Source organism: Cytobacillus sp. FSL H8-0458, assembly GCF_038002165.1.
Taxonomy (GTDB): domain Bacteria; phylum Bacillota; class Bacilli; order Bacillales; family Cytobacillaceae; genus Cytobacillus.
Window position 1 is genome coordinate 20,949 of sequence record NZ_JBBOBR010000005.1, and the last position, 19,425, is coordinate 40,373.

Below are 19,425 nucleotides of genomic sequence, written 5' to 3' on the forward strand. Positions count from 1 at the left end.
ATGGACTAGCCATCAAGCTGAAAAAATAGTATATCCCTGAAATCAAGGGAAACGCGGGAATTGGCCAAAGTCCGGCTTGCGCTTTTCTTTAAATGCGTCACGCCCTTCTTTCGCTTCATCCGTTGTATAGTATAGAAGAGTTGCATCACCGGCAAATTGCTGGATTCCAGCAAGTCCATCCGTATCGGCATTGAAGGCAGCCTTTAAGAAACGGATAGCAGTCGGGCTCTTCTCCAGGATTTCTTCACACCACTTAATTGTTTCTTCTTCCACTTTCTCAAGCGGCACAACCGTATTAACAAGCCCCATATCCAGAGCTTCCTCTGCGCCGTATTGGCGGCACAGATACCAAATTTCCCGTGCTTTCTTATGACCTACGATTCTTGCAAGGTATCCTGAACCGTAACCTGCATCGAAGCTTCCCACTTTAGGTCCTGTTTGTCCAAATACAGCGTTATCAGCTGCAATCGTTAAGTCACATACGATATGAAGGACATGTCCTCCGCCAATCGCATAGCCTTTTACCATCGCAATAACCGGCTTAGGAATGACACGGATTAAGCGCTGAAGATCCAAAACATTTAAACGAGGGATCTGGTCATCCCCTACATATCCGCCATGTCCTCTGACAGATTGGTCTCCGCCTGAACAAAATGCTTTGTCTCCAGCACCCGTAAGGACAATAACACCTACATTTTCATCATCACGTGCGTAAGCAAATGCATCAATCAATTCCATTACCGTTCTTGGAGTAAAGGCATTGTGAACTTGCGGTCTATTGATGGTAATTTTCGCAATTCCATTGTATGTTTCATACATAATCTCTTCGTACTTTTTTCCTGCAACCCATTCTACAGCTGACATACATGAATCCTCCTTAATATGTATTGTTTTAGATAGCGCGATAATTGCCGCACAGCTTTGCGCCAGCAAAGGACATCATTCTTCAATCATTACTGCTTTTATATTAATCTCCCCTGATTGCGACAAAAACCCACTTACTATTGTACCAAATAATTCAGGTTTCTCCACATGAATTGCATGTCCTGCATTTTTAACGGACTTCCACTGAACATTTGGCAATGCTTTCGACATCTCTTCTGCAATTCTGCAGAATTTTTGGTCCAGCTCCCCGGTCAATAGAAGGACTGGCATTTTCAGATTACCGAGCTCCTCCCACCAGGATGGCTGTGAGCCGGTGCCCATGCCAATCAGGCTGTTTGCCAGACCACCAATAGAATTGGCCATACGCTGGTTTCTTATTCTTGCGCGGATTTGATCAGGAAGATTCCTTTGGCTTTGAAATAAGGGAATATTCTCCCAATAGCCGATAAAATCCTCAATGCCTCCCTTCCTGATTTTGTCAGCCAGCCTGGTATCCTGCACTCTTCTTTCATGCCTTTCCTCTTCTGTCCTAAGCCCCGGAGAAGCACTTTCCAAAATCAGTGTGCGGACTTTTTCAGGATATTTAACTGCAAAAGTCAGCGCAAGCCGCCCACCCATGGAATATCCAAGAACATCAATTTTCCCGATTCCCATCTCTTCTAAGAGACTGTTTATTACAGCGGCACACTCTTCTATTTGATAATGGCCAATATCAGATGGTGCTCCAGACTTACCATGGCCGATGATATCCAAAGCTATTGTCTTCGAATGACCTTCCCAGAAGGGAGCGAACTCTCTCCACCCCTCACTATTTCCCGTGAAGCCATGAAGAAGCAGGAGCGGAAACCCCTTCCCCCACGTATCGACATGATAGTGAACTCCATTCATGACATATTTCATCGGCATTCACCCTTCCAGCAATCGACTTATTTCCCGGGAAACAGAATTCCACAATTCTCGATGCTCGGTTAGATTCCTGTCCCGATTTGTCGTAATTTCCATTACCTTCAAGCCAGGTATGTCCATGTTCCGTTTGAAGGCGGAAATAAAGTGTTCCCAATCCGAAATTAAATCATATTCTCCGCCAAACATCTTAATGGCATGGCTGAAATCAAGATCCAGAGGTGTTCCGAAAAGTTTTTCAAAATTATTGGGGTAATTCGCCTGAGGCAGGAATGAAAAGATTCCGCCTCCATTATTATTAATCAGCAATATATTGATATCAATTCCATACAGCTTAGAGGCAATTAATCCATTTAAATCATGAAAAAATGTTAAATCACCCAGCACAAGATAGAGCGGCTGGGATGCCATTCCGGCACCAAGAGCGGTTGAAACAGTGCCATCAATGCCATTTGCTCCCCTGTTGGCCATTACTTTAATGCCTTTTTGATTAAAGTGGAAGAAAGTATCAAGGTCCCTTATAGGCATACTATTTCCTACAAATAAGGTTGAGCCTTCCGGTAGCATTTCAGCCAGCTGATAAAATAATTTCCCCTCGCTTAATTTTTCTACTTGTTTTATATCCGCTAGCCTTAATCTTGTAAGATCATTGATTTTTTTCCACACGGCAATGAATTCATCATTATCCGGGTTATTTAGATACGGAAAAACAGATTCGCAGAACAGCAGCTCATCGCAATGAATCATTTCGGTCGAAAGCAGTGCAGGATCCCGCCATCCGCCGCCTCCATCGACAATAATTTGCCGGGCAGTGCTGTTTTCTTTCATGAAAATGGACAATGGCTTTGATACAGGCATAGCACCGAATCGTATAATGACATCCGGCTTAAGCGCCTTTTTTGCATCGTCATTTTTTAAAAAGGTATCATATGTATCCATAATGAAGCTGCCATCGTGAAGTCCGCTTCTCAGCTGTGATAATGGATCGGCAATGATTGGAAAGTTCAGTTTTTCCGCCAGTCTAATAACGGCAGCCGGGAAGCCGGATTTTTCCAGATGACCGCAGATTATAATCCCTTTTTGCGCGGAGTTTAAAACCTGTGCCATTTCTTTGTACTCTTCGTTAGGCAAACTAAGCTTGCCACCCTGAATATTTACATACCCTTCTGTTCGTTCACCAAGCTCAAATAAATCTTCACGGTCCAGCTGCGGAACAAGCGGCTCTCGGAAAGGGAAGTTAAGGTGAACCGGTCCAGCCGGCGAACTCTTTGCGACAGAAGCAGCTCTCGCACATACTGTTCGGGCATAACGAAGCATTTCTGCTGAAGTCTCGGGAGGAGCCATCTCAACAAACCACTTTACATTATTACCATATAAATGAATCTGGTCGATCGCCTGCGGAGCACCCACATCCCTTAGTTCATGAGGCCGGTCTGCCGTAAGCACGATTAGCGGCACCCTGGAATACCGGGCTTCCACAATGGCGGGGTAGTAATTGGCTGCAGCTGTTCCGGATGTACACAGCAAAGCTGCTGGTTTTTGGGATGCTTTAGCAATGCCTAACGCAAAAAAGGCAGCCGAACGCTCGTCTACATGAATATGTACACGAAGCTCCGGATGCTCTGCCATTACCATTGCCATTGGGGTAGAACGGGAGCCGGGACTAAGCACGACATCCTCTACCCCGCTTTTTACTAATTCAGCCACAAATGCGGCTATATATGAAGTTAAAGCTTCCTGATGATTCACTTTTCATAACCCCCAAGAGCCGTAAGCATTGGCCGGAATTTAATCTTTGTTTCCTGGTATTCGCTTTCGGCATTTGAATCCTGTACCACTCCGCAGCCTGCAAATAAGGATGCCTCTTTCCCCTGAATTAGGCCGGACCTTATCGCAACAGCAAATTCGCCATTCCCTCTAAAATCCATCCATCCTAATGGAGCAGCATAAAAGCCGCGATCCAGTTCTTCTGCTTCTCTGATTTTTTCTACTGCTTCTCTTTTAGGCAGGCCTCCAAGAGCAGGAGTCGGGTGAAGACGGTCGACTAAAGCAAGAAGTGAAGCATCTTCCTTGGTTTTTCCTATTACCGGGGTATATAGGTGCTGAATATCCCGCATCTTCATCAGCTGCGGCTCATTCGGCAGTTCAACTTCTGTGCAGGATTCTTCCATAGCTTCCTTTATCATATCAACCACATATTGATGTTCAGTCAAATTCTTTTGATCATGCAATAATGTTTCTCCAAGGATATGATCATCTTCTTCTGTTTTGCCTCTGGGGATGGAACCTGCCAGACAAGTTGTAAACACGTTTTCCCCGTATTTTTTTATAAGGCGTTCAGGAGAGGCTCCAATAAAGCAGTCACCGTTCGATTCAAACGCAAAGATAAAGCTTTCACTTTGCATCTTCATCAGATTCTGGAGAACTCTTTCAATCTCAATCGGCTTTTCATAAATAAGCCTGGATTCCCTCGCAAGTACAACCTTTTTTAATAAAGATCCTGATTTTAGTTCATCAACAATTTTATCTACTGTCTCCATCCATTTTTCCGGATTGATATCTGCTTCTTCTTGAAGAGTGTTTGAACTGTCAGGATTATAATCATTGATTGAACCTATTAGCATGCTTCTTTCAGCCGCTATCTTTTCAAAAAGAGATTCACTATCATGCTGTGTACAGACAACATTTGTTGTCAAATAGGCCTGTCCATTCATTTCACTGTACATATAAGCCGGCACATGAAAAAGGGAATCGGAATACTTCGACCAAAGCTTTGTTTTCTTCTTTAGCGGGTCAAAAGAAAAACCGCCAAACATCACGGGCCCTGTAGCATTTTTATTATAAGGGTTAAAAATAATGCTGTTATTAATAAAACGCTTCCATTCCTTTTCAACACGATTAAATCTGTCACTACTCTCGTCTGACTGGATTTGCCTGCAGATGCCAAGCCCGATTATATAAGCTTCACCGGAAGGGTCCTTCCAGAAAAAGCGTTCACCAAAAAAACGGCTCTTTCCTGCCGCATAAAAAGAAAGGGGGTCTATATGATTTATTTTTTTCACTTCGCTCACTAAAACAGGCTTTGATAAGGATCTGGCCCTCTCAATCGCCTCCTGGATCCCTTCTTTTAGTTCCGTATCTTGTATCGTAACCAAAAAAATCCCTCCAATAACAGCTAAGTTGCCGTTATCCTACTTTAAACTTATTCTAAGATACACCTGTGATTCCAGGAATGTCAATGATGTCAATCATGCCATTCCTTTTTGTATCCTTTATATTATAGCTTACTTTGGGCATCTATAATATCAATTAACTCAGGTTCACTGTAAATAACTGTTACGTTAAATCATCCATGGCAAATACCGGTACAATTTACGGCAATAATACGTTGACACTCCTGCTTTATTTACCTAAACTTAAGGTGTTTGGTATAGTAAGGCATAAAGGGGTTTACTTTGACAATACCCTGATAATCGGTTAAAATAAACAAGTTTGAATGATGCTACAAATGATACCACTACAGAATAGATAAATAAGGGGAGAGTTATCATGCAACCACAAGCACAGACCAATTTTCCGCCTGCTTCCAGCTCAAAGAACTGGAGAGTCTGGTGGCAGCTTACCAGGCCGCATACTTTGACCGCTGCTTTTGTTCCGGTTTTGCTTGGAACAGCTCTTGCAATGGAACTTACCGAAATAAATTTCAGCCTGTTTTTTGCCATGCTGGCAGCAAGTCTGCTGATTCAGGCTGCTACCAATATGTTTAACGAATATTACGATTTCAAAAGAGGGCTTGATACCGAAGAATCTGTCGGAATCGGCGGAGCGATTGTCCGTGAAGGAATCAAACCGAAAACGGTCCTGAATTTGGCTTTCGGCCTTTACGGGGTTTCGATATTGCTTGGTTTCTATATTTGCATGAACACAAGCTGGTGGATTGCAGCAATCGGACTTGCCTCCATGGCAGTAGGATATTTATATACAGGCGGTCCTCTTCCGATTGCCTACACACCATTTGGTGAAATATTTGCAGGTTTTTTCATGGGCATGCTAATCATCCTTATTTCTTTCTATATCCAGGCAGGAACCGTAACCGCAACAAGTGTTTTAGTTTCGTTCCCTATATTGATTCTTGTTGGCGCCATTCTGCTGGCCAATAATATCAGAGACCTGGATGGCGACAAGGAATTCGGCCGTAAAACATTAGCTATCCTTTTAGGAAAAAAAGGAGCGATTAACCTGCTTGCCGGTATGTTCATCGTGTCCTATGCCTGGGTCTTCATATTAATCGCCATGAACATCATAACACCATGGCTTGCTATTGTTGTTCTTAGTGCGCCTAAGGCCATTAAAGCAACGAAAGGCTTCATCGGCAAAACACTGCCGATGCAAATGATGCCCGCGATGAAAGCAACTGCACAGACAAATACAATCTTTGGCTTCCTTTTATCAGTTGGCCTGTTTCTCGGATATCTACTATAATCATTTAATAAACCTCTGCTTCTATGGCAGGGGTTTTTTGTTTGGTAAAAATCAGCAGAAATTGTCATCCTGGTTTCATCTCATTTTTAACGGGTAATTTTTACGTAAGGAAGAGGCAGCCCTAAAATTATTTCTTCCGTTATGATTTTGCAAACTACGTCCATACTAAACCCATATGGACTGAGATTTGATATCCGGCGGAGCAAAACTGTCAGAGCTCAGCTTTATTATAGACTTGACTATCAGATCAGCAGGCTTTTATAAAAATCATCAAAACTAAGGATGTGACATAATATGTTGACCAATGAACAGATCAGCACTTTAAGAAAGGAATTGAATGATGAAAAGGAATCACTGGAATCCCAGCTGCAGGGCAATAAAGAAGGCAGTCTGGAAGGTGCAAGTGCCAGAGATGCAGTAGGAGAGCTCTCACTGTATGATAACCATCCGGCAGATATGGGTTCTGAACTGTATGAACGCGAAAAGGATTTTGCTTTAGAAGAACATCATGACTCTGAACTCAATAAAGTGAATGCTGCACTAAAGGCAATTGAAGATGGTTCATACGGCAAATGCAAAGAGTGCGGTTCTGATATTCCATACGAGCGGCTGGAAGTGATTCCGGCAACCCTTTACTGTAAGGATCATAGTCCGGAGCAAAAAGTGCCCGGAGACCGTCCTGTTGAAGAAGATGTGCTTGAACCTGCTCATGGGAATACCTTTCAGCATCATCAATTCAGGGAAGTAGTAGATAATGAAGACAGCTTTCAGGAAGTTGCCCGTTTTGGCACTTCTGAGACACCCTCTGATTTAAGGGGCGACTATGAAGATTACAACTCCCTTTATAATGAAGGCCATGATGACGAAGGATTTACAGAAGATTATGAGACATTTGTCGGAAATGATCTTGAAGGCAAGGAGAGAAAAATTTATCCTTCCAAGAAACAGGAAGAGTATGAAGCGATGCTGGATGAAAATGACATCGAAGCACCTTTCGGTGATGTCCCGTATCATGAGACTGACGGCTATGTGGATGAAGATAAGGATTAAAGTAAAAGCGATGCAGCTGCATCGCTTTTTTATGTCAAATGGCAAAATAAGATACCCTTATTTATTTATAGTTTGGATTCGATATCCTGGATAATCTCATCAATTGTATCGGAAACATCGTTTGTGCGGCGGGCGATGGAGATGCTGAATTCCAGCAGTTCTTTATAATTTTTCACCGGAATAGAATCACTTGTTTTCTCGAATTCATTTAGTTGCAGTCCAATATTTTGAAGATGCAGCAAAACTTCTTCCATAGATCCTCTCTCGATTTGGTACACTTAACAGCTACCCCCTTTATATCTAATGATTTCATTATCAGGGTTTTTAAACCTTTTTTGTAGTGGAAATTATTGTTAATATTTTCGCTTTGCAGAGTAAAACTTCGCCACAAAGGAAATATTAGTTTTAGAATAAATTGCTGGGAGGCTCATTATGTTTGCACAAATGAAAGCAGCATGCTTTTCAGAATATGACAAACTTGAACAAGTGGTGTTATGTGAACCGAAGTACATGACGATTGTGGATACTATTAACGAAACACAGAAGCATTATAAAAAAGAAGGAATTAATATCGACGTGGCGATGAAACAGCACAGGCACTTTGTCAGTGCATTGAAGGATCAGGGGATCGAAGTCGTTTTACTGCCCCCGTTTGAAAAATACCCTGAGCAGGTTTTTACCCGTGACATCGGATTTACGCTTGGAGAAAAGGTGTATGTTGCCGAAATGGCAGCTGATATCCGGCAGGGGGAGGAAAATGTTCTGAAACAATGGCTGGAAGTAAATCAGGTTCCTTTTTACAACCTTACGGGTGATCGTATAGAAGGAGGTGACGTTCTCATCGATGGCAAAACTATATATGCCGGAGTCAGCAGCCGGACCCACGAGGAAGCAATAGAGCACCTTCGCAGCCTTATGCCTGAATATGAAGTCATATCCATCCCCTTCACTGATACATATCTTCACCTTGATTGTGTATTTAATATCATTTCACCGGAGGAAGCTCTAATTTTTCCAGGAGAGATTCACGGGGAAAAAGTAAAAATGCTGGAATCGCGCTATGATTTAATAAAAGTGACGGAAGAGGAGCAATTCACACTCGGAACGAATGTCCTCTCAATTGGCAATAAAAAAGTATTTAGTCTTCCCGTTAATAAAAATGTCAATAAAGAGCTGAGGGCTAGAGGCTACGAGGTTATCGAGGTGGATATCACAGAAATCATTAAATCAGGAGGAGCCTTCCGCTGCTGTACTATGCCGGTTAGGCGGAGTAAAGGATAGGTCACCTGCTTCAAAGGTCTAGGTTAAATGATTATCGATTCCTTGGAAACCGCTTTTTTGTGACTAACTTTTCAGTTTAGGCGTTATTCGCACTAAAAACTAAAAAACAGCCTCTTCTCACAAGAAGGGCTGTTTTTCTTACTACTTATTCATCATCTGAACGCCAGCGGGTTTGATTTTCCATATTTCGCGCGCATATTCGCTGATTGTGCGGTCGCTTGAAAAATAGCCTGAGCCGGCAATGTTCATTAAGCTCATTTTCAGCCAATGATCACGATCCTCATAAGCCATCCCGGCTTCTTTCTGGATATTGACATACGAAGCAAAATCCCTCAACACAAAGTATTGGTCATTTTCCATCAGCAGTGAGTCAAATATAGGCTCGAACTCATCATCAGCATCCGGGAAAAATCCATTCACCAGCTGGTCGGTGACCTGGCGGATTCGCTTATCATGATGGTAATACTCTCTGGAATTATAACCGCCATTTTGGTAATAGCTGAGCACCTCATCTGCTGTTAATCCAAAGATGAAGATATTTTCATCTCCTGCTTTTTCTTTTATCTCAATATTGGCTCCATCCAGTGTACCAACTGTCAAAGCGCCATTCATCATGAATTTCATATTCCCTGTACCTGACGCTTCCTTGCTTGCTGTAGAAATCTGCTCGCTGATATCTGCCGCGGGGAAAATTTCCTCCGCCAGCGAAACCCGGTAATTTTCAAGAAAGATAACTTTTAGAACATCACTTGTCTGCGGATCGTTGTTTACCTTTTCAGCAACAGTATTAATTAATTTGATGATTTTCTTTGCATAGTAATAGCCAGGGGAAGCTTTTGCTCCAAAAATAAAAGTCCGCGGGTGCATGCGGAAATTGGAATCTTCCTTCAGCCTGTTATATAAATGCATAACATGAAGAATATTTAACAGCTGGCGCTTATAAGCATGCAGACGCTTAACCTGAATGTCAAAAATGGAAGACGTATCAACCATAATTCCCTGCTGGTCCTGAATGCGCTTTGCCAATCTTTCCTTGTTCAATTGCTTAATCTGATGCAGCTGTCCAAGGAAAACACTATCATTCTTAAAATCTGCCAGCTCGCGGAGCTTTTCCGGTTCCCGAATCCAGCCTGCCCCAATGCTCTCATTAATAAGACCAGACAAAAGCGGATTGGCTTTCAGCAGCCATCTTCTATGTGTAATCCCATTGGTTTTATTATTAAATTTCTCAGGAAAAATTTCATAAAACTGATTCATTTCCCGCTTCTTTAAGATTTCTGTATGAAGGGCGGCAACACCATTAACGCTGGAGCTGCCGACAAGGGCAAGGTGTGCCATCTTAACCTGGCCGTGCGCGATAATCGCCATATAATCAATCCGCTTCCAGTCACCCGGAAATCTGTTCCAAAGTTCTCGGCAAAAGCGCTCATTGATTTCATTCACTATCATATAAATCCGGGGCAGCAAAGGCTGGAAAATGCGGACAGGCCATTTCTCCAAAGCCTCTGAAAGAGTTGTATGATTCGTATAAGCAATCGTCCGGACCGTAATATCCCAGGCTTCCTCCCAGCCCATTCCCTCTTCATCCAGCAGGATTCTCATAAGTTCAGGAATGGCAAGAACCGGATGTGTATCATTAATATGAATACTCACATATTCATGAAAATCTCTTAAACTAGTATGCTGCTTTCGATAGGAACGCACAATGGAGCGGATACTGGCCGAAACAAGAAAGTATTGCTGCTTCAGCCTCAGGATCTTCCCCTCATCATGGGTATCATCAGGATATAGAAACTCTGAAACAGATTCGGTTTCCCGCTTATATTTTAAAATATCATGATTTACAGGATAAGGAGACGGCTCAGCATTCCAAAGCCTTAGAGTGTTAATCGTATCTGTTTGATACCCAGCCACAGGCATATCGTAAGGAACAGCCGAAATGGTCTCAGCATTCACATGGCGGAACACAAGCCTTCCGTTGTCCTCTGCAGTTTCGACTTTGCCCCAAAAAGGAACTTCAATTGCCAGGTCTGCTTTTCGGACTTCCCAGACATGGCCATTCCGAAGCCACTGTTCCGGAAGCTCCACCTGATAGCCATCCACTATTTTCTGCTCAAATAGGCCATGCTTATAGCGAATTCCACAGCCATGTCCGGGAAGGTTTAAGGATGCCAGCGAGTCCATAAAACAAGCGGCCAGACGTCCCAGTCCCCCGTTTCCAAGCCCTGCATCTGCTTCGATTTCTTCAAGACGGTTGAGGTCAATGCCCAGATCTGCCAGGCCATCTTTTACAACCTGCTCAATTCCCAGGTTTATCAGATTATGATGAAGCAGGCGACCCAATAAAAACTCGATGGATAAGTAATATACCTGCTTTTCACGGTCGATGCGGTATCGCTCATTTGTATTAATCCACTCTGTGCTCACATGTTCCCTGATCATATTTCCGAGAGTGAAGTAGTGATCTCTTTCTGTGCTTTCGCCAAAGCTTTTTCCACAGGTCATCTCCAGTTTCTTCAGGAATTCCTCTTTAAACCCATCGCGATCAGAAAACATGGCTTTCACTCCTTGAAACAAGGCCTGCATATAGCTGATTGTATTTGAAAGCAGATTGTGCCCAGCTGTTATCCATACCCATCGCATTTTTCATAATCTGCTCCCATATTTTACTGTCACTGTAAAAGCTAATTGCTCTTCGAATAGTGTACAGCATGTCATGGGCATTAAAATGGCTGAAGGAAAAACCGTTTCCTTCTCCTGTGTATTCATTGTACGAATGAACAGTATCATTTAAACCGCCTGTTTCCCTGACAATGGGAATGGATCCATATCTCATCGCAATCATCTGCCCTAAACCGCAAGGCTCAAATTGTGAAGGCATTAAGAATAAATCGGACCCTGCATAGAATTCATGTGCAAGTCCTTCATCAAACCCAATATATGCTTTGCACTTATCTGGGTAGCGCGCTTCCATCTCCCTGAAAAATTGCTCAAACTCAGGATCTCCAGTCCCCAGAATCAGGAATTGAACATCACCCTGCATAAGCTCATGGAACACACATTTTACAAGATCCAGGCCCTTTTGCTTTGTCAGTCTCGTAACCATGGCTATCAGAGGAACCTTTTCCTTCACCGGCAAGCCGAATTTTTTCTGAAGATGAACTTTATTCTCTATTTTGACTTGCAGCTTTTCAGCGGCATAGTTCTCTTTTATATACGGATCCTTCTCAGGATTATAAAATTCTTCATCAATCCCGTTTAAGATTCCTTCCAGGTCACAAGCCCTGCGTTTCAGCAAATCATGCAGCTTCTCACCGTAATACTCTGTTTGAATTTCATCTTTATACGTAGGGCTAACTGTTGTAATTTTATCAGCAGCGACAAGTCCGCCCTTCATAAAATTAATATTTCCGAAGAATTCAAGCTTATCCGGATGGAAATGGCTATAGTCAAGCCCTAATAGATCCCCTAAAGCAGCTCTTGGCATAATCCCCTGAAATTGAAGGTTATGAATGGTGAAGACTGTCCGAATGAATTCATACCCCTTTTTCGCACGATATTCAACCCTGAGCAGAAAAGGAATCATCCCGGTATGCCAATCATGGCTGTGAATAACATCTGGACAGTAATCAAGATGCTGAAGGGCATCCAGCACGGCCCGGTTAAAATAGGCAAACCTTTCTCCATCATCAAAATAGCCGTACAATTTTTCACGGTTAAAGTAATATTCATTATCCACAAAATAGAAAAGGATTCCCTGGTGCTCAAGTTCTTCAATTCCGCAATACTGGTTTCTCCAGCCTACCTGAACTGTAAACTCGCACTTTTTTGACATTTTCTTTTTTAAATCATCTGATATGGAACCATACTTGGGAAGAATCACCCGTACGTCAGTCCCCTGTTTGGCAAGCTCTTTCGGGAGTGAACCGGCTACGTCGGCAAGACCTCCGGATTTGACGAATGGAACACATTCAGAAACAGCAAACAATACTTTCACGAGTTCATCAGCGCTCCTTGTACGGTACCCTTGCGAATTACCAAAGGCATTTCATGTCTTCCTTCAATTCTGGCACCGGATTCTACCTTAACATCTTTATCTAAAATAACAGAGTCTAAAACACAGTTTTCTCCAATGTGGGTTTTTTGCATAATTATACAATTTTTCACAACTGAGCCCTTGCCAATTTTGACCCCGCGGGAGATAATGCTGTTCTCGACGGTTCCTTCAATCATGCATCCATTTGCAATCATCGAATTCTTTGCGCTCGCACCTTTCACATATCGTGTTGGCGGTTCATCTTTTACTTTTGTATAAATGGGCTGGCTGCGCAGAAAAATATTTTTCCATGCCTCAGGTTCCAATAACCCCATGCTTGCAGCAAAGTAATTTTCAATGGAATCAATCATGACAGCCAAACCGGTATATTCATAATTGCATATCGTGTACGAATGGTGGATATCTGTAACAACATCACTCATGCACGTGTATCCTGTTTCGTTTCTATTTTCTATTAAATTAATAAGCAGCGAAGTTTTTACAAGGTACATTTCAAGGGAGCGTCCATCCTGGCGAACAACTGTAATATCACACCCCATCATAATATGTCTATCCAGAACAGGCCTGAAATCCATATTAAAAACGGTAAAACAGTTTGAGATCAATGCATACTCCTGTTTGCTGCGATAAAAATAATCCAAATTGGCAGCAAAGTGATTGAAAGATCCGATCCCTTTACTTGGACTATCCAGCAAAGGAGACGGGAAAAAGAATAGCCCATCCCTTTTTCTGTTTAGGTCCCAGTTCTTCCCTGAACCAAGATGATCCATTAAAGAGCGATACTGATACTTCGGAAATATGGCCACACTCTCAATATCCGAGTTGACCATATTGGAGAGAACAAAATCGATCAGCCTATAGCGGCCTGCAAACGGAACAGCTGCGAGCGACCTGTGTACTGTCAATTCCTCTAAATCTTCATGATAGGTTGTTGCGTCTATTACACCAAGCATTTTCTTCTTCATGACATTCCCTCCCGTTTATTGGCCAGGAGCCGTTTTTGGCATCCAGCTGTAAATTAAGAACAAATTCCCTTTATCATTTCCTGTGTTATCAGAATAATTTCATCATCTTCTTCGGAAGCACTAATCACAACGCCATCAGGTATGTTCATTCCGCTTGGCACAATCGCCTTTTCAATATAAACATTTTCACCAATTACAGCATCAGGCATGATGACTGATTCACGAATCACCGTATTCTTCCCAACCAGAACCCCTTGAAAAAGCACTGACTTTTCAACTTCGCCCTCAACCGTACAGCCTTCATTTATCAAAGACTCTGCAACCTCTGCTTGAGTTGAAATATACTGTGGAGGGTGATTCGGATTCACCGAATAAATCCGCCAATCATGATCAAAAAGATTCAGCTCGCATTCATCATCCAGTAAATCCATATTTGCTTCCCACAGGCTCTTAACTGTACCAACGTCCTTCCAATAGCCATTGAACGGGTAAGCGAACAGCTTTTTATTTTCGTCAAGCATTAATGGAATGATATCCTTCCCGAAGTCATGGCTTGATTCCGGATTGCGGTCATCCATTTCCAAATATTCCTTTAAAACAGACCAATTAAAAATATATATTCCCATGGAGGCCAGATTATTTTTGGGATATGCTGGTTTTTCCTCAAATTCCGCGACCCGCATCTCCTCATCTGTGTTCATGATGCCAAACCTGCTTGCCTCCGGCCAAGGCACTTCAATAACAGAAATAGTGGCATCCGCACCTTTTTCAATATGATAATTCAGCATCAGCTCATAATTCATTTTATAAATATGATCACCGGATAAAATCAGGACATATTCAGGATCATACTGCTTTAAATAGTTAAGGTTTTGATAAATGGCACTGGCTGTTCCCGTATACCATTTGACCTCCGATGATTCGCTGTAAGGGGGCAGCACTGTCACGCCGCCGTTCTTTCTGTCAAGATCCCATGCGCTGCCTATGCCAATATACGAATTCAGAACCAGCGGCTGGTATTGTGTCAGAACACCGACTGTATCAATTCCGGAATTGGTGCAATTGCTCAATGTAAAATCAATGATCCTATACTTTCCTCCAAAAGGAACGGCCGGTTTCGCCAGGCTTTTTGTCAGAGAACTAAGCCTGCTCCCTTTCCCTCCTGCTAATAGCATTGCGACGCACTTTTTCTTTCCCATTTCCCTTCCTCTCCTTTCGATGTTTTACAGGGCGTAATATTGAAATGCCAAATGGCGGAATAGACATTTCCAAACTGAACGGCTTGCCATGAAACTCAATTTCCTCACTCTTAAGGACCCTCTTGTTAATGCAATTTGATCCTCCAAAGCTATCACTGTCACTGTTAAGTATTTCCCGATAAGATCCCCTATTTGGAACGCCTATACGGAATTTAGGATATATAGCCGGTGTAAAATTGCAGACAATCACGAGATAATCATCCTCTTTAGAGCCTTTCCTGATAAAAGAAAAGATGGATTGGTGCGAATTATGACAATCAATCCATTCAAAGCCATCCTGAAGGTGATCAAGCTCAAAAAGAGGCTTGGAACGTTTATAAACTTTGATTAATTCTTTCACATAATCATTTGCTTTTTTATGCATCTCGTAATCCAGCAGATGCCAATCAAGCTGTTCTTTGTCTTTCCATTCGGAAAACTGCCCGAGCTCATTCCCCATGAAAAGAAGCTTTTTGCCGGGATGGGCAATCATATAGCCTAGCAGGAGCCTGTATTGGGCAAACTTTTGCCAGTAATCTCCCGGCATTTTATCCAGCAGCGATTTTTTTCCATGGACAACTTCATCATGTGAAAAAGGCAGTATGAAGTTCTCTGTAAAAGCATACAAGAGTGAAAATGTCATTTTCCCATGGACACCAGATCGCCTCTCGGGCTCTGTTTCCATATATGTAAGAACGTCATTCATCCAGCCCATATTCCATTTATAATGAAAACCCAGCCCTCCATAATGAACTGGTGCGGTCACTTGCGGCCAATCTGTTGAATCCTCTGCCATCATGAGAAAGGAGGAATCATATTGTGACACCACTTTATTGAGGTTTTGCAGAAAACGGGTACCAAACGGATTTTCTGTTTTTCCATCCCGGTTCGGCCAATAGATCATATTAGCGACCGCATCAACCCGGAAGCCGTCAATATGGTATTTCTCCATCCAAAAAACAGCATTGGAAATAAGAAAGCTCTGCACTTCATTTTTGCCGAGATCAAAATTGGCGGTGCCCCATACCCGGTTCTCTCTGTCGCCTTCTGTTTCATACTCATACAAATACGAACCATCAAACTGATGAAGGCCATGGGCATCTTTGCAGAAGTGCCCCGGCACCCAGTCCAGTATCACCCCAACACCATGCTGGTGGCATTGATCAACAAAATACATAAAATCATGCGGACTGCCATAACGGCTGGTAACAGAGTAATAACCTGTTCCCTGATAGCCCCAGGAAGCGTCGAGCGGATGCTCAATTAGAGGAAGCAATTCTATATGCGTAAACCCATGCTCCACCACATAAGGTATTAATTCATCTGCAAGCTCCCGGTAGGTATACAGACTTCCAGATTCTTTTTGTTTCCACGAACCCAGATGGACCTCATAAATGACTGCAGGCTCCGTAAAAATAGGCTTCTTTTCTTTTTTTTGCATCCATTTGCTGTCATTCCACTGATACCCGTCCAGCGAATATACTTTAGAAGCTGTATTCGGCCTGACTTCTGAAAAAAAGCTATAAGGATCTGCCTTTAATAGCATATCTCCTCTCTTTGTTGTAATTTCATACTTATACAAGGCACCCTCCATGTTTCCATCCAGCTGAATAATCCAGACACCTTCATTATTCACTCTATGTAAGGTATAGCCTTCTCCATTCCAATCATTAAAATCACCGACTAGTCTGATAATTTCAGCATTCGGTGCCCACACACAAAAACGGGTAATCACTGATTCTCCGTTTGAAACTACATGTGCACCAAATAACTGGTGACTCTCATAAAGTGTACCTTCATGGAACAAATGCAACTGATAATCGGTTGGAAACAAAATATCCACTACCATCCTTCTCCACACCCAGTCTCGTTTCTTTTGACTTTCCTGTTATATTCGCTGAACCTGAGAAAAGTCCTTGTAAAAGTTTTTTTAATTTTATGACAACAATGTTCATATTCTGCTAATAACCGATAGCATTTTGCCTATTTTAACAGGTTTCGCATAATCTCCGGTAAACTTAGACAAAATAAAACAAAATATGCAAGCGAAAAATGAAAGGAGAATAATATTTTGGGCAATAAAGAAGAGGAGATTTTATTGAATGAGGCATCCAAAAAGGAAATAAGGATTCCGCTATTTGAAGCACCGGATGGAAAGATTATGGCCACTGGTGATATGTTTAGGGGCCCCTATACGGGAATATCTTCTGATATCGATCTGAATAATCCCGGCAATAAATTAAGCAGGGATGAAGAGAAATTTGATTAAATAGGAGCGGAAATGAACCGTAAAAGGGAGTTATACAAGGACAACAAAAAAGCTGCCAACAAATTGTTGACAGCTTTTTTGTATGACCCCTACGGGATTCGAACCCGTGTTACCGCCGTGAAAGGGCGGTGTCTTAACCGCTTGACCAAGGGGCCAATATGGCGGAGAAGGAGGGATTTGAACCCTCGCGCCGGTTACCCGACCTACACCCTTAGCAGGGGCGCCTCTTCAGCCACTTGAGTACTTCCCCATATATGGCTCCGCAGGTAGGATTCGAACCTACGACCGTTCGGTTAACAGCCGAATGCTCTACCACTGAGCTACTACGGAACAATAATTAAAATGGTGGGCCTAAATGGACTCGAACCATCGACCTCACGCTTATCAGGCGTGCGCTCTAACCAGCTGAGCTATAGGCCCATATGTGTTGGAGCGGGTGAAGGGAATCGAACCCTCATCATCAGCTTGGAAGGCTGAGGTTTTACCACTAAACTACACCCGCGTAAGATTCTAAATGGTGGCTCAGGACGGAATCGAACCGCCGACACAAGGATTTTCAGTCCTTTGCTCTACCGACTGAGCTACTGAGCCATATAAATTTATTAATCCTAAAGCTTGAAACATGTGCTTCAAAGTCCTGCGTTCTTTGTCGCAGATTTTAAAAGCATGCTATTCGATGATGTTAAGCTTCGCAGCTGCATTCTTTTAAAATCCTCTACCGACTGAGCTACTGAGCCACATTCTATATTTTTTTGTAAAAATGGCGGTCCGGACGGGACTCGAACCCGCGACCTCCTGCGTGACAGGCAGGCATTCTAACCAACTGAACTACCGGACCAGATTGCGGGGGCAGGATTTGAACCTGCGACCTTCGGGTTATGAGCCCGACGAGCTACCGGACTGCTCCACCCCGCGACAATATTATTAAAATAAAATATGGAGGAGGAAAGGGGATTCGAACCCCTGCGCGGTTTGACCCGCCTGTCGGTTTTCAAGACCGATCCCTTCAGCCGGACTTGGGTATTCCTCCGTATAAGAAAAGTGGTGGACCTTGTAGGACTCGAACCTACGACCGGACGGTTATGAGCCGTCTGCTCTAACCAGCTGAGCTAAAGGTCCAGCATCGTTTAATTAAATGGTAGCGGCGGAGGGGATCGAACCCCCGACCTCACGGGTATGAACCGTACGCTCTAGCCAGCTGAGCTACACCGCCAAAATAGTAAATATAATTATGGTGGAGCCTAGCGGGATCGAACCGCTGACCTCCTGCGTGCAAAGCAGGCGCTCTCCCAGCTGAGCTAAGGCCCCAAAGATTAATGGTCGGGAAGACAGGATTCGAACCTGCGACCCCTTGGTCCCAAACCAAGTGCTCTACCAAGCTGAGCTACTCCCCGTTAATATGGCGCGCCCGAGAGGAGTCGAACCCCTAACCTTTTGATCCGTAGTCAAACGCTCTATCCAATTGAGCTACGGGCGCAATATTAAATTCTACTGGTGCCGAGGACCGGAATCGAACCGGTACGGTAGTCACCTACCGCAGGATTTTAAGTCCTGTGCGTCTGCCAGTTCCGCCACCCCGGCAATAAATGGAGCGGAAGACGGGATTCGAACCCGCGACCCCCACCTTGGCAAGGTGATGTTCTACCACTGAACTACTTCCGCATAAATAATGGTGCGGGTGAAGGGAGTCGAACCCCCACGCCTTGCGGCGCCAGATCCTAAGTCTGGTGCGTCTGCCAATTCCGCCACACCCGCAATATGAAATTAAAAATGGTGAGCCATGAAGGACTCGAACCTTCGACCCTCTGATTAAAAGTCAGATGCTCTACCGACTGAGCTAATGGCTCATATTCTATAAAAAGAACTGAAGTGGTGCCGGCGAGAGGACTTGAACCCCCAACCTACTGATTACAAGTCAGTTGCTCTACCAATTGAGCTACACCGGCAGCTTGTACATTTAAATTAATGGTGGAGGATGACGGGATCGAACCGCCGACCCTCTGCTTGTAAGGCAGATGCTCTCCCAGCTGAGCTAATCCTCCATTATTAATTGCCCGGCAGCGTCCTACTCTCACAAGGGGACAGCCCCTAACTACCATCGGCGCTGAGAAGCTTAACTTCCGTGTTCGGTATGGGAACGGGTGTGACCTTCTCGCTATCGCCACCAGACTATTTTTCAAAGACAAGTTTTATTATACCGTCTTTTCAGGATTTTTCAAGAGGAAATTTCATTTTTTCATTCCCTCAAAACTAGATAATGTATGAAGAAGCATTTGCCGAGTATTCACCAATGAC

The 19,425-nt window shown here is 43.3% G+C and carries 14 protein-coding genes, 20 tRNA genes and 1 rRNA gene; 4 read left to right on the top strand and 31 right to left on the bottom strand.

The annotated features are described in order from the left end of the window. Positions 1 to 42 precede the first annotated feature (42 nt). From menB to NYE23_RS25055, 4 genes are all read right to left on the bottom strand, one after another. Entirely contained in the window at positions 43 to 864 is an 822-nt protein-coding gene (gene menB, locus NYE23_RS25040; RefSeq protein ID WP_048011098.1) for a 1,4-dihydroxy-2-naphthoyl-CoA synthase, read from the bottom strand. Positions 865 to 939: 75 nt separating this feature from the next. Continuing rightward, positions 940 to 1,785, bottom strand: coding sequence for a 2-succinyl-6-hydroxy-2,4-cyclohexadiene-1-carboxylate synthase (gene menH / locus NYE23_RS25045; RefSeq protein WP_341082212.1), 846 nt, complete (start codon positions 1,783 to 1,785; stop codon positions 940 to 942). Between the two features lie 6 nt (positions 1,786 to 1,791). Then, entirely contained in the window at positions 1,792 to 3,537 is a 1,746-nt protein-coding gene (gene menD / locus NYE23_RS25050; protein ID WP_341082214.1) for a 2-succinyl-5-enolpyruvyl-6-hydroxy-3-cyclohexene-1-carboxylic-acid synthase, read from the bottom strand. Next, a complete protein-coding gene (locus NYE23_RS25055) occupies positions 3,534 to 4,943 on the bottom strand; it encodes an isochorismate synthase (RefSeq protein WP_341082219.1) in 1,410 nt (469 codons plus the stop codon). Before NYE23_RS25055 ends, menD begins: the two co-directional genes overlap by 4 nt. A 394-nt stretch (positions 4,944 to 5,337) precedes the next feature. Here NYE23_RS25055 and NYE23_RS25060 point away from each other — a divergent pair, with 394 nt between their 5' ends. Both NYE23_RS25060 and NYE23_RS25065 read left to right on the top strand, forming a co-directional pair. Further along, positions 5,338 to 6,270 (top strand): 1,4-dihydroxy-2-naphthoate polyprenyltransferase, encoded by a 933-nt coding sequence (locus NYE23_RS25060; RefSeq protein ID WP_341082222.1) that lies wholly within the window; start codon positions 5,338 to 5,340, stop codon positions 6,268 to 6,270. A gap of 294 nt (positions 6,271 to 6,564) precedes the next feature. Next, complete coding sequence (locus tag NYE23_RS25065) at positions 6,565 to 7,320, top strand: TraR/DksA C4-type zinc finger protein (RefSeq protein WP_341082224.1); 756 nt, start codon at positions 6,565 to 6,567, stop codon at positions 7,318 to 7,320. Between the two features lie 65 nt (positions 7,321 to 7,385). On the opposite strand, the gene NYE23_RS25070 is transcribed toward NYE23_RS25065, so the two are convergent. Then, the gene (locus NYE23_RS25070) at positions 7,386 to 7,598 is read right to left on the bottom strand and encodes a hypothetical protein (protein ID WP_048011093.1); all 213 of its coding nucleotides are present in this window, start codon (positions 7,596 to 7,598) and stop codon (positions 7,386 to 7,388) included. A 154-nt stretch (positions 7,599 to 7,752) separates the two neighbouring features. On the opposite strand from NYE23_RS25070, the gene NYE23_RS25075 reads away from it, so the two are divergent. Then, the gene (locus tag NYE23_RS25075) at positions 7,753 to 8,601 is read left to right on the top strand and encodes a dimethylarginine dimethylaminohydrolase family protein (protein ID WP_341082225.1); all 849 of its coding nucleotides are present in this window, start codon (positions 7,753 to 7,755) and stop codon (positions 8,599 to 8,601) included. 141 nt (positions 8,602 to 8,742) lie between these two features. Here the strand turns inward: NYE23_RS25075 and NYE23_RS25080 are convergent, their stop codons facing one another. From NYE23_RS25080 to glgB, 5 genes are read right to left on the bottom strand one after another with little or no spacing between them, the layout of a single operon-like run. Next, positions 8,743 to 11,157, bottom strand: a complete 2,415-nt coding sequence (locus NYE23_RS25080; protein ID WP_341082228.1) for a glycogen/starch/alpha-glucan phosphorylase — start codon at positions 11,155 to 11,157, stop codon at positions 8,743 to 8,745. Next, positions 11,147 to 12,598, bottom strand: a complete 1,452-nt coding sequence (gene glgA, locus NYE23_RS25085) for a glycogen synthase GlgA (protein ID WP_341082231.1) — start codon at positions 12,596 to 12,598, stop codon at positions 11,147 to 11,149. The genes NYE23_RS25080 and glgA overlap by 11 nt, the downstream gene beginning before the upstream one ends. Beyond that, positions 12,595 to 13,623, bottom strand: a complete 1,029-nt coding sequence (locus NYE23_RS25090) for a sugar phosphate nucleotidyltransferase (RefSeq protein ID WP_341082233.1) — start codon at positions 13,621 to 13,623, stop codon at positions 12,595 to 12,597. The genes glgA and NYE23_RS25090 overlap by 4 nt, the downstream gene beginning before the upstream one ends. 53 nt (positions 13,624 to 13,676) lie before the next feature. Beyond that, positions 13,677 to 14,822: a glucose-1-phosphate adenylyltransferase gene (locus NYE23_RS25095; protein WP_341082235.1), complete on the bottom strand. Its 1,146-nt coding sequence runs from the start codon at positions 14,820 to 14,822 to the stop codon at positions 13,677 to 13,679. Then, complete coding sequence (glgB, locus tag NYE23_RS25100) at positions 14,764 to 16,710, bottom strand: 1,4-alpha-glucan branching enzyme (protein WP_341082238.1); 1,947 nt, start codon at positions 16,708 to 16,710, stop codon at positions 14,764 to 14,766. The genes NYE23_RS25095 and glgB overlap by 59 nt, the downstream gene beginning before the upstream one ends. A gap of 222 nt (positions 16,711 to 16,932) precedes the next feature. Between glgB and NYE23_RS25105 the strand changes: the two genes are divergently transcribed. Further along, complete coding sequence (locus tag NYE23_RS25105) at positions 16,933 to 17,130, top strand: hypothetical protein (RefSeq protein ID WP_341082241.1); 198 nt, start codon at positions 16,933 to 16,935, stop codon at positions 17,128 to 17,130. 83 nt (positions 17,131 to 17,213) lie between these two features. On the opposite strand, the gene NYE23_RS25110 is transcribed toward NYE23_RS25105, so the two are convergent. The 21 genes from NYE23_RS25110 to rrf form a co-directional block, all read right to left on the bottom strand. Further along, positions 17,214 to 17,285, bottom strand: a tRNA-Glu gene (locus NYE23_RS25110). Positions 17,286 to 17,289: 4 nt separating this feature from the next. Continuing rightward, a tRNA-Ser gene (locus NYE23_RS25115) sits at positions 17,290 to 17,380 on the bottom strand. 5 nt (positions 17,381 to 17,385) lie between these two features. After that, positions 17,386 to 17,460 (bottom strand) — tRNA-Asn (locus NYE23_RS25120). 13 nt (positions 17,461 to 17,473) lie between these two features. Further along, positions 17,474 to 17,550, bottom strand: a tRNA-Ile gene (locus NYE23_RS25125). Between the two features lie 8 nt (positions 17,551 to 17,558). Next, positions 17,559 to 17,632, bottom strand: a tRNA-Gly gene (locus NYE23_RS25130). A 13-nt stretch (positions 17,633 to 17,645) separates the two neighbouring features. Beyond that, positions 17,646 to 17,721 (bottom strand) — tRNA-Phe (locus tag NYE23_RS25135). A gap of 170 nt (positions 17,722 to 17,891) precedes the next feature. After that, positions 17,892 to 17,968: transfer RNA gene (locus NYE23_RS25140), tRNA-Asp, on the bottom strand. Positions 17,969 to 17,971: 3 nt separating this feature from the next. After that, a tRNA-Met gene (locus NYE23_RS25145) sits at positions 17,972 to 18,045 on the bottom strand. 22 nt (positions 18,046 to 18,067) lie between these two features. Then, positions 18,068 to 18,160 (bottom strand) — tRNA-Ser (locus NYE23_RS25150). A 12-nt stretch (positions 18,161 to 18,172) separates the two neighbouring features. Then, positions 18,173 to 18,249: transfer RNA gene (locus tag NYE23_RS25155), tRNA-Ile, on the bottom strand. A gap of 17 nt (positions 18,250 to 18,266) precedes the next feature. Next, positions 18,267 to 18,343, bottom strand: a tRNA-Met gene (locus NYE23_RS25160). Between the two features lie 19 nt (positions 18,344 to 18,362). Beyond that, a tRNA-Ala gene (locus tag NYE23_RS25165) sits at positions 18,363 to 18,438 on the bottom strand. 9 nt (positions 18,439 to 18,447) lie between these two features. Beyond that, positions 18,448 to 18,524: transfer RNA gene (locus NYE23_RS25170), tRNA-Pro, on the bottom strand. Between the two features lie 6 nt (positions 18,525 to 18,530). After that, positions 18,531 to 18,607 (bottom strand) — tRNA-Arg (locus tag NYE23_RS25175). A gap of 15 nt (positions 18,608 to 18,622) precedes the next feature. After that, positions 18,623 to 18,711 (bottom strand) — tRNA-Leu (locus NYE23_RS25180). 6 nt (positions 18,712 to 18,717) lie between these two features. Beyond that, positions 18,718 to 18,792: transfer RNA gene (locus tag NYE23_RS25185), tRNA-Gly, on the bottom strand. Between the two features lie 8 nt (positions 18,793 to 18,800). Next, positions 18,801 to 18,885 (bottom strand) — tRNA-Leu (locus NYE23_RS25190). Between the two features lie 16 nt (positions 18,886 to 18,901). Continuing rightward, a tRNA-Lys gene (locus NYE23_RS25195) sits at positions 18,902 to 18,977 on the bottom strand. Positions 18,978 to 19,000: 23 nt separating this feature from the next. After that, positions 19,001 to 19,076, bottom strand: a tRNA-Thr gene (locus tag NYE23_RS25200). A 20-nt stretch (positions 19,077 to 19,096) separates the two neighbouring features. Beyond that, a tRNA-Val gene (locus NYE23_RS25205) sits at positions 19,097 to 19,172 on the bottom strand. A 10-nt stretch (positions 19,173 to 19,182) separates the two neighbouring features. After that, positions 19,183 to 19,299, bottom strand: a 5S ribosomal RNA gene (gene rrf / locus NYE23_RS25210). Positions 19,300 to 19,425 lie beyond the last annotated feature (126 nt).

Coding starts and splice junctions, on each gene's coding strand:
- menB (WP_048011098.1), bottom strand. CDS start 864: ATGTCAGCTGTAGAATGGGTTGCAGGAAAAAAGTACGAAGAGATTATG.
- menH (WP_341082212.1), bottom strand. CDS start 1,785: ATGAAATATGTCATGAATGGAGTTCACTATCATGTCGATACGTGGGGG.
- NYE23_RS25060 (WP_341082222.1), top strand. CDS start 5,338: ATGCAACCACAAGCACAGACCAATTTTCCGCCTGCTTCCAGCTCAAAG.
- NYE23_RS25065 (WP_341082224.1), top strand. CDS start 6,565: ATGTTGACCAATGAACAGATCAGCACTTTAAGAAAGGAATTGAATGAT.
- NYE23_RS25075 (WP_341082225.1), top strand. CDS start 7,753: ATGTTTGCACAAATGAAAGCAGCATGCTTTTCAGAATATGACAAACTT.
- NYE23_RS25080 (WP_341082228.1), bottom strand. CDS start 11,157: ATGTTTTCTGATCGCGATGGGTTTAAAGAGGAATTCCTGAAGAAACTG.
- NYE23_RS25090 (WP_341082233.1), bottom strand. CDS start 13,623: ATGAAGAAGAAAATGCTTGGTGTAATAGACGCAACAACCTATCATGAA.
- NYE23_RS25095 (WP_341082235.1), bottom strand. CDS start 14,822: ATGGGAAAGAAAAAGTGCGTCGCAATGCTATTAGCAGGAGGGAAAGGG.
- glgB (WP_341082238.1), bottom strand. CDS start 16,710: ATGGTAGTGGATATTTTGTTTCCAACCGATTATCAGTTGCATTTGTTC.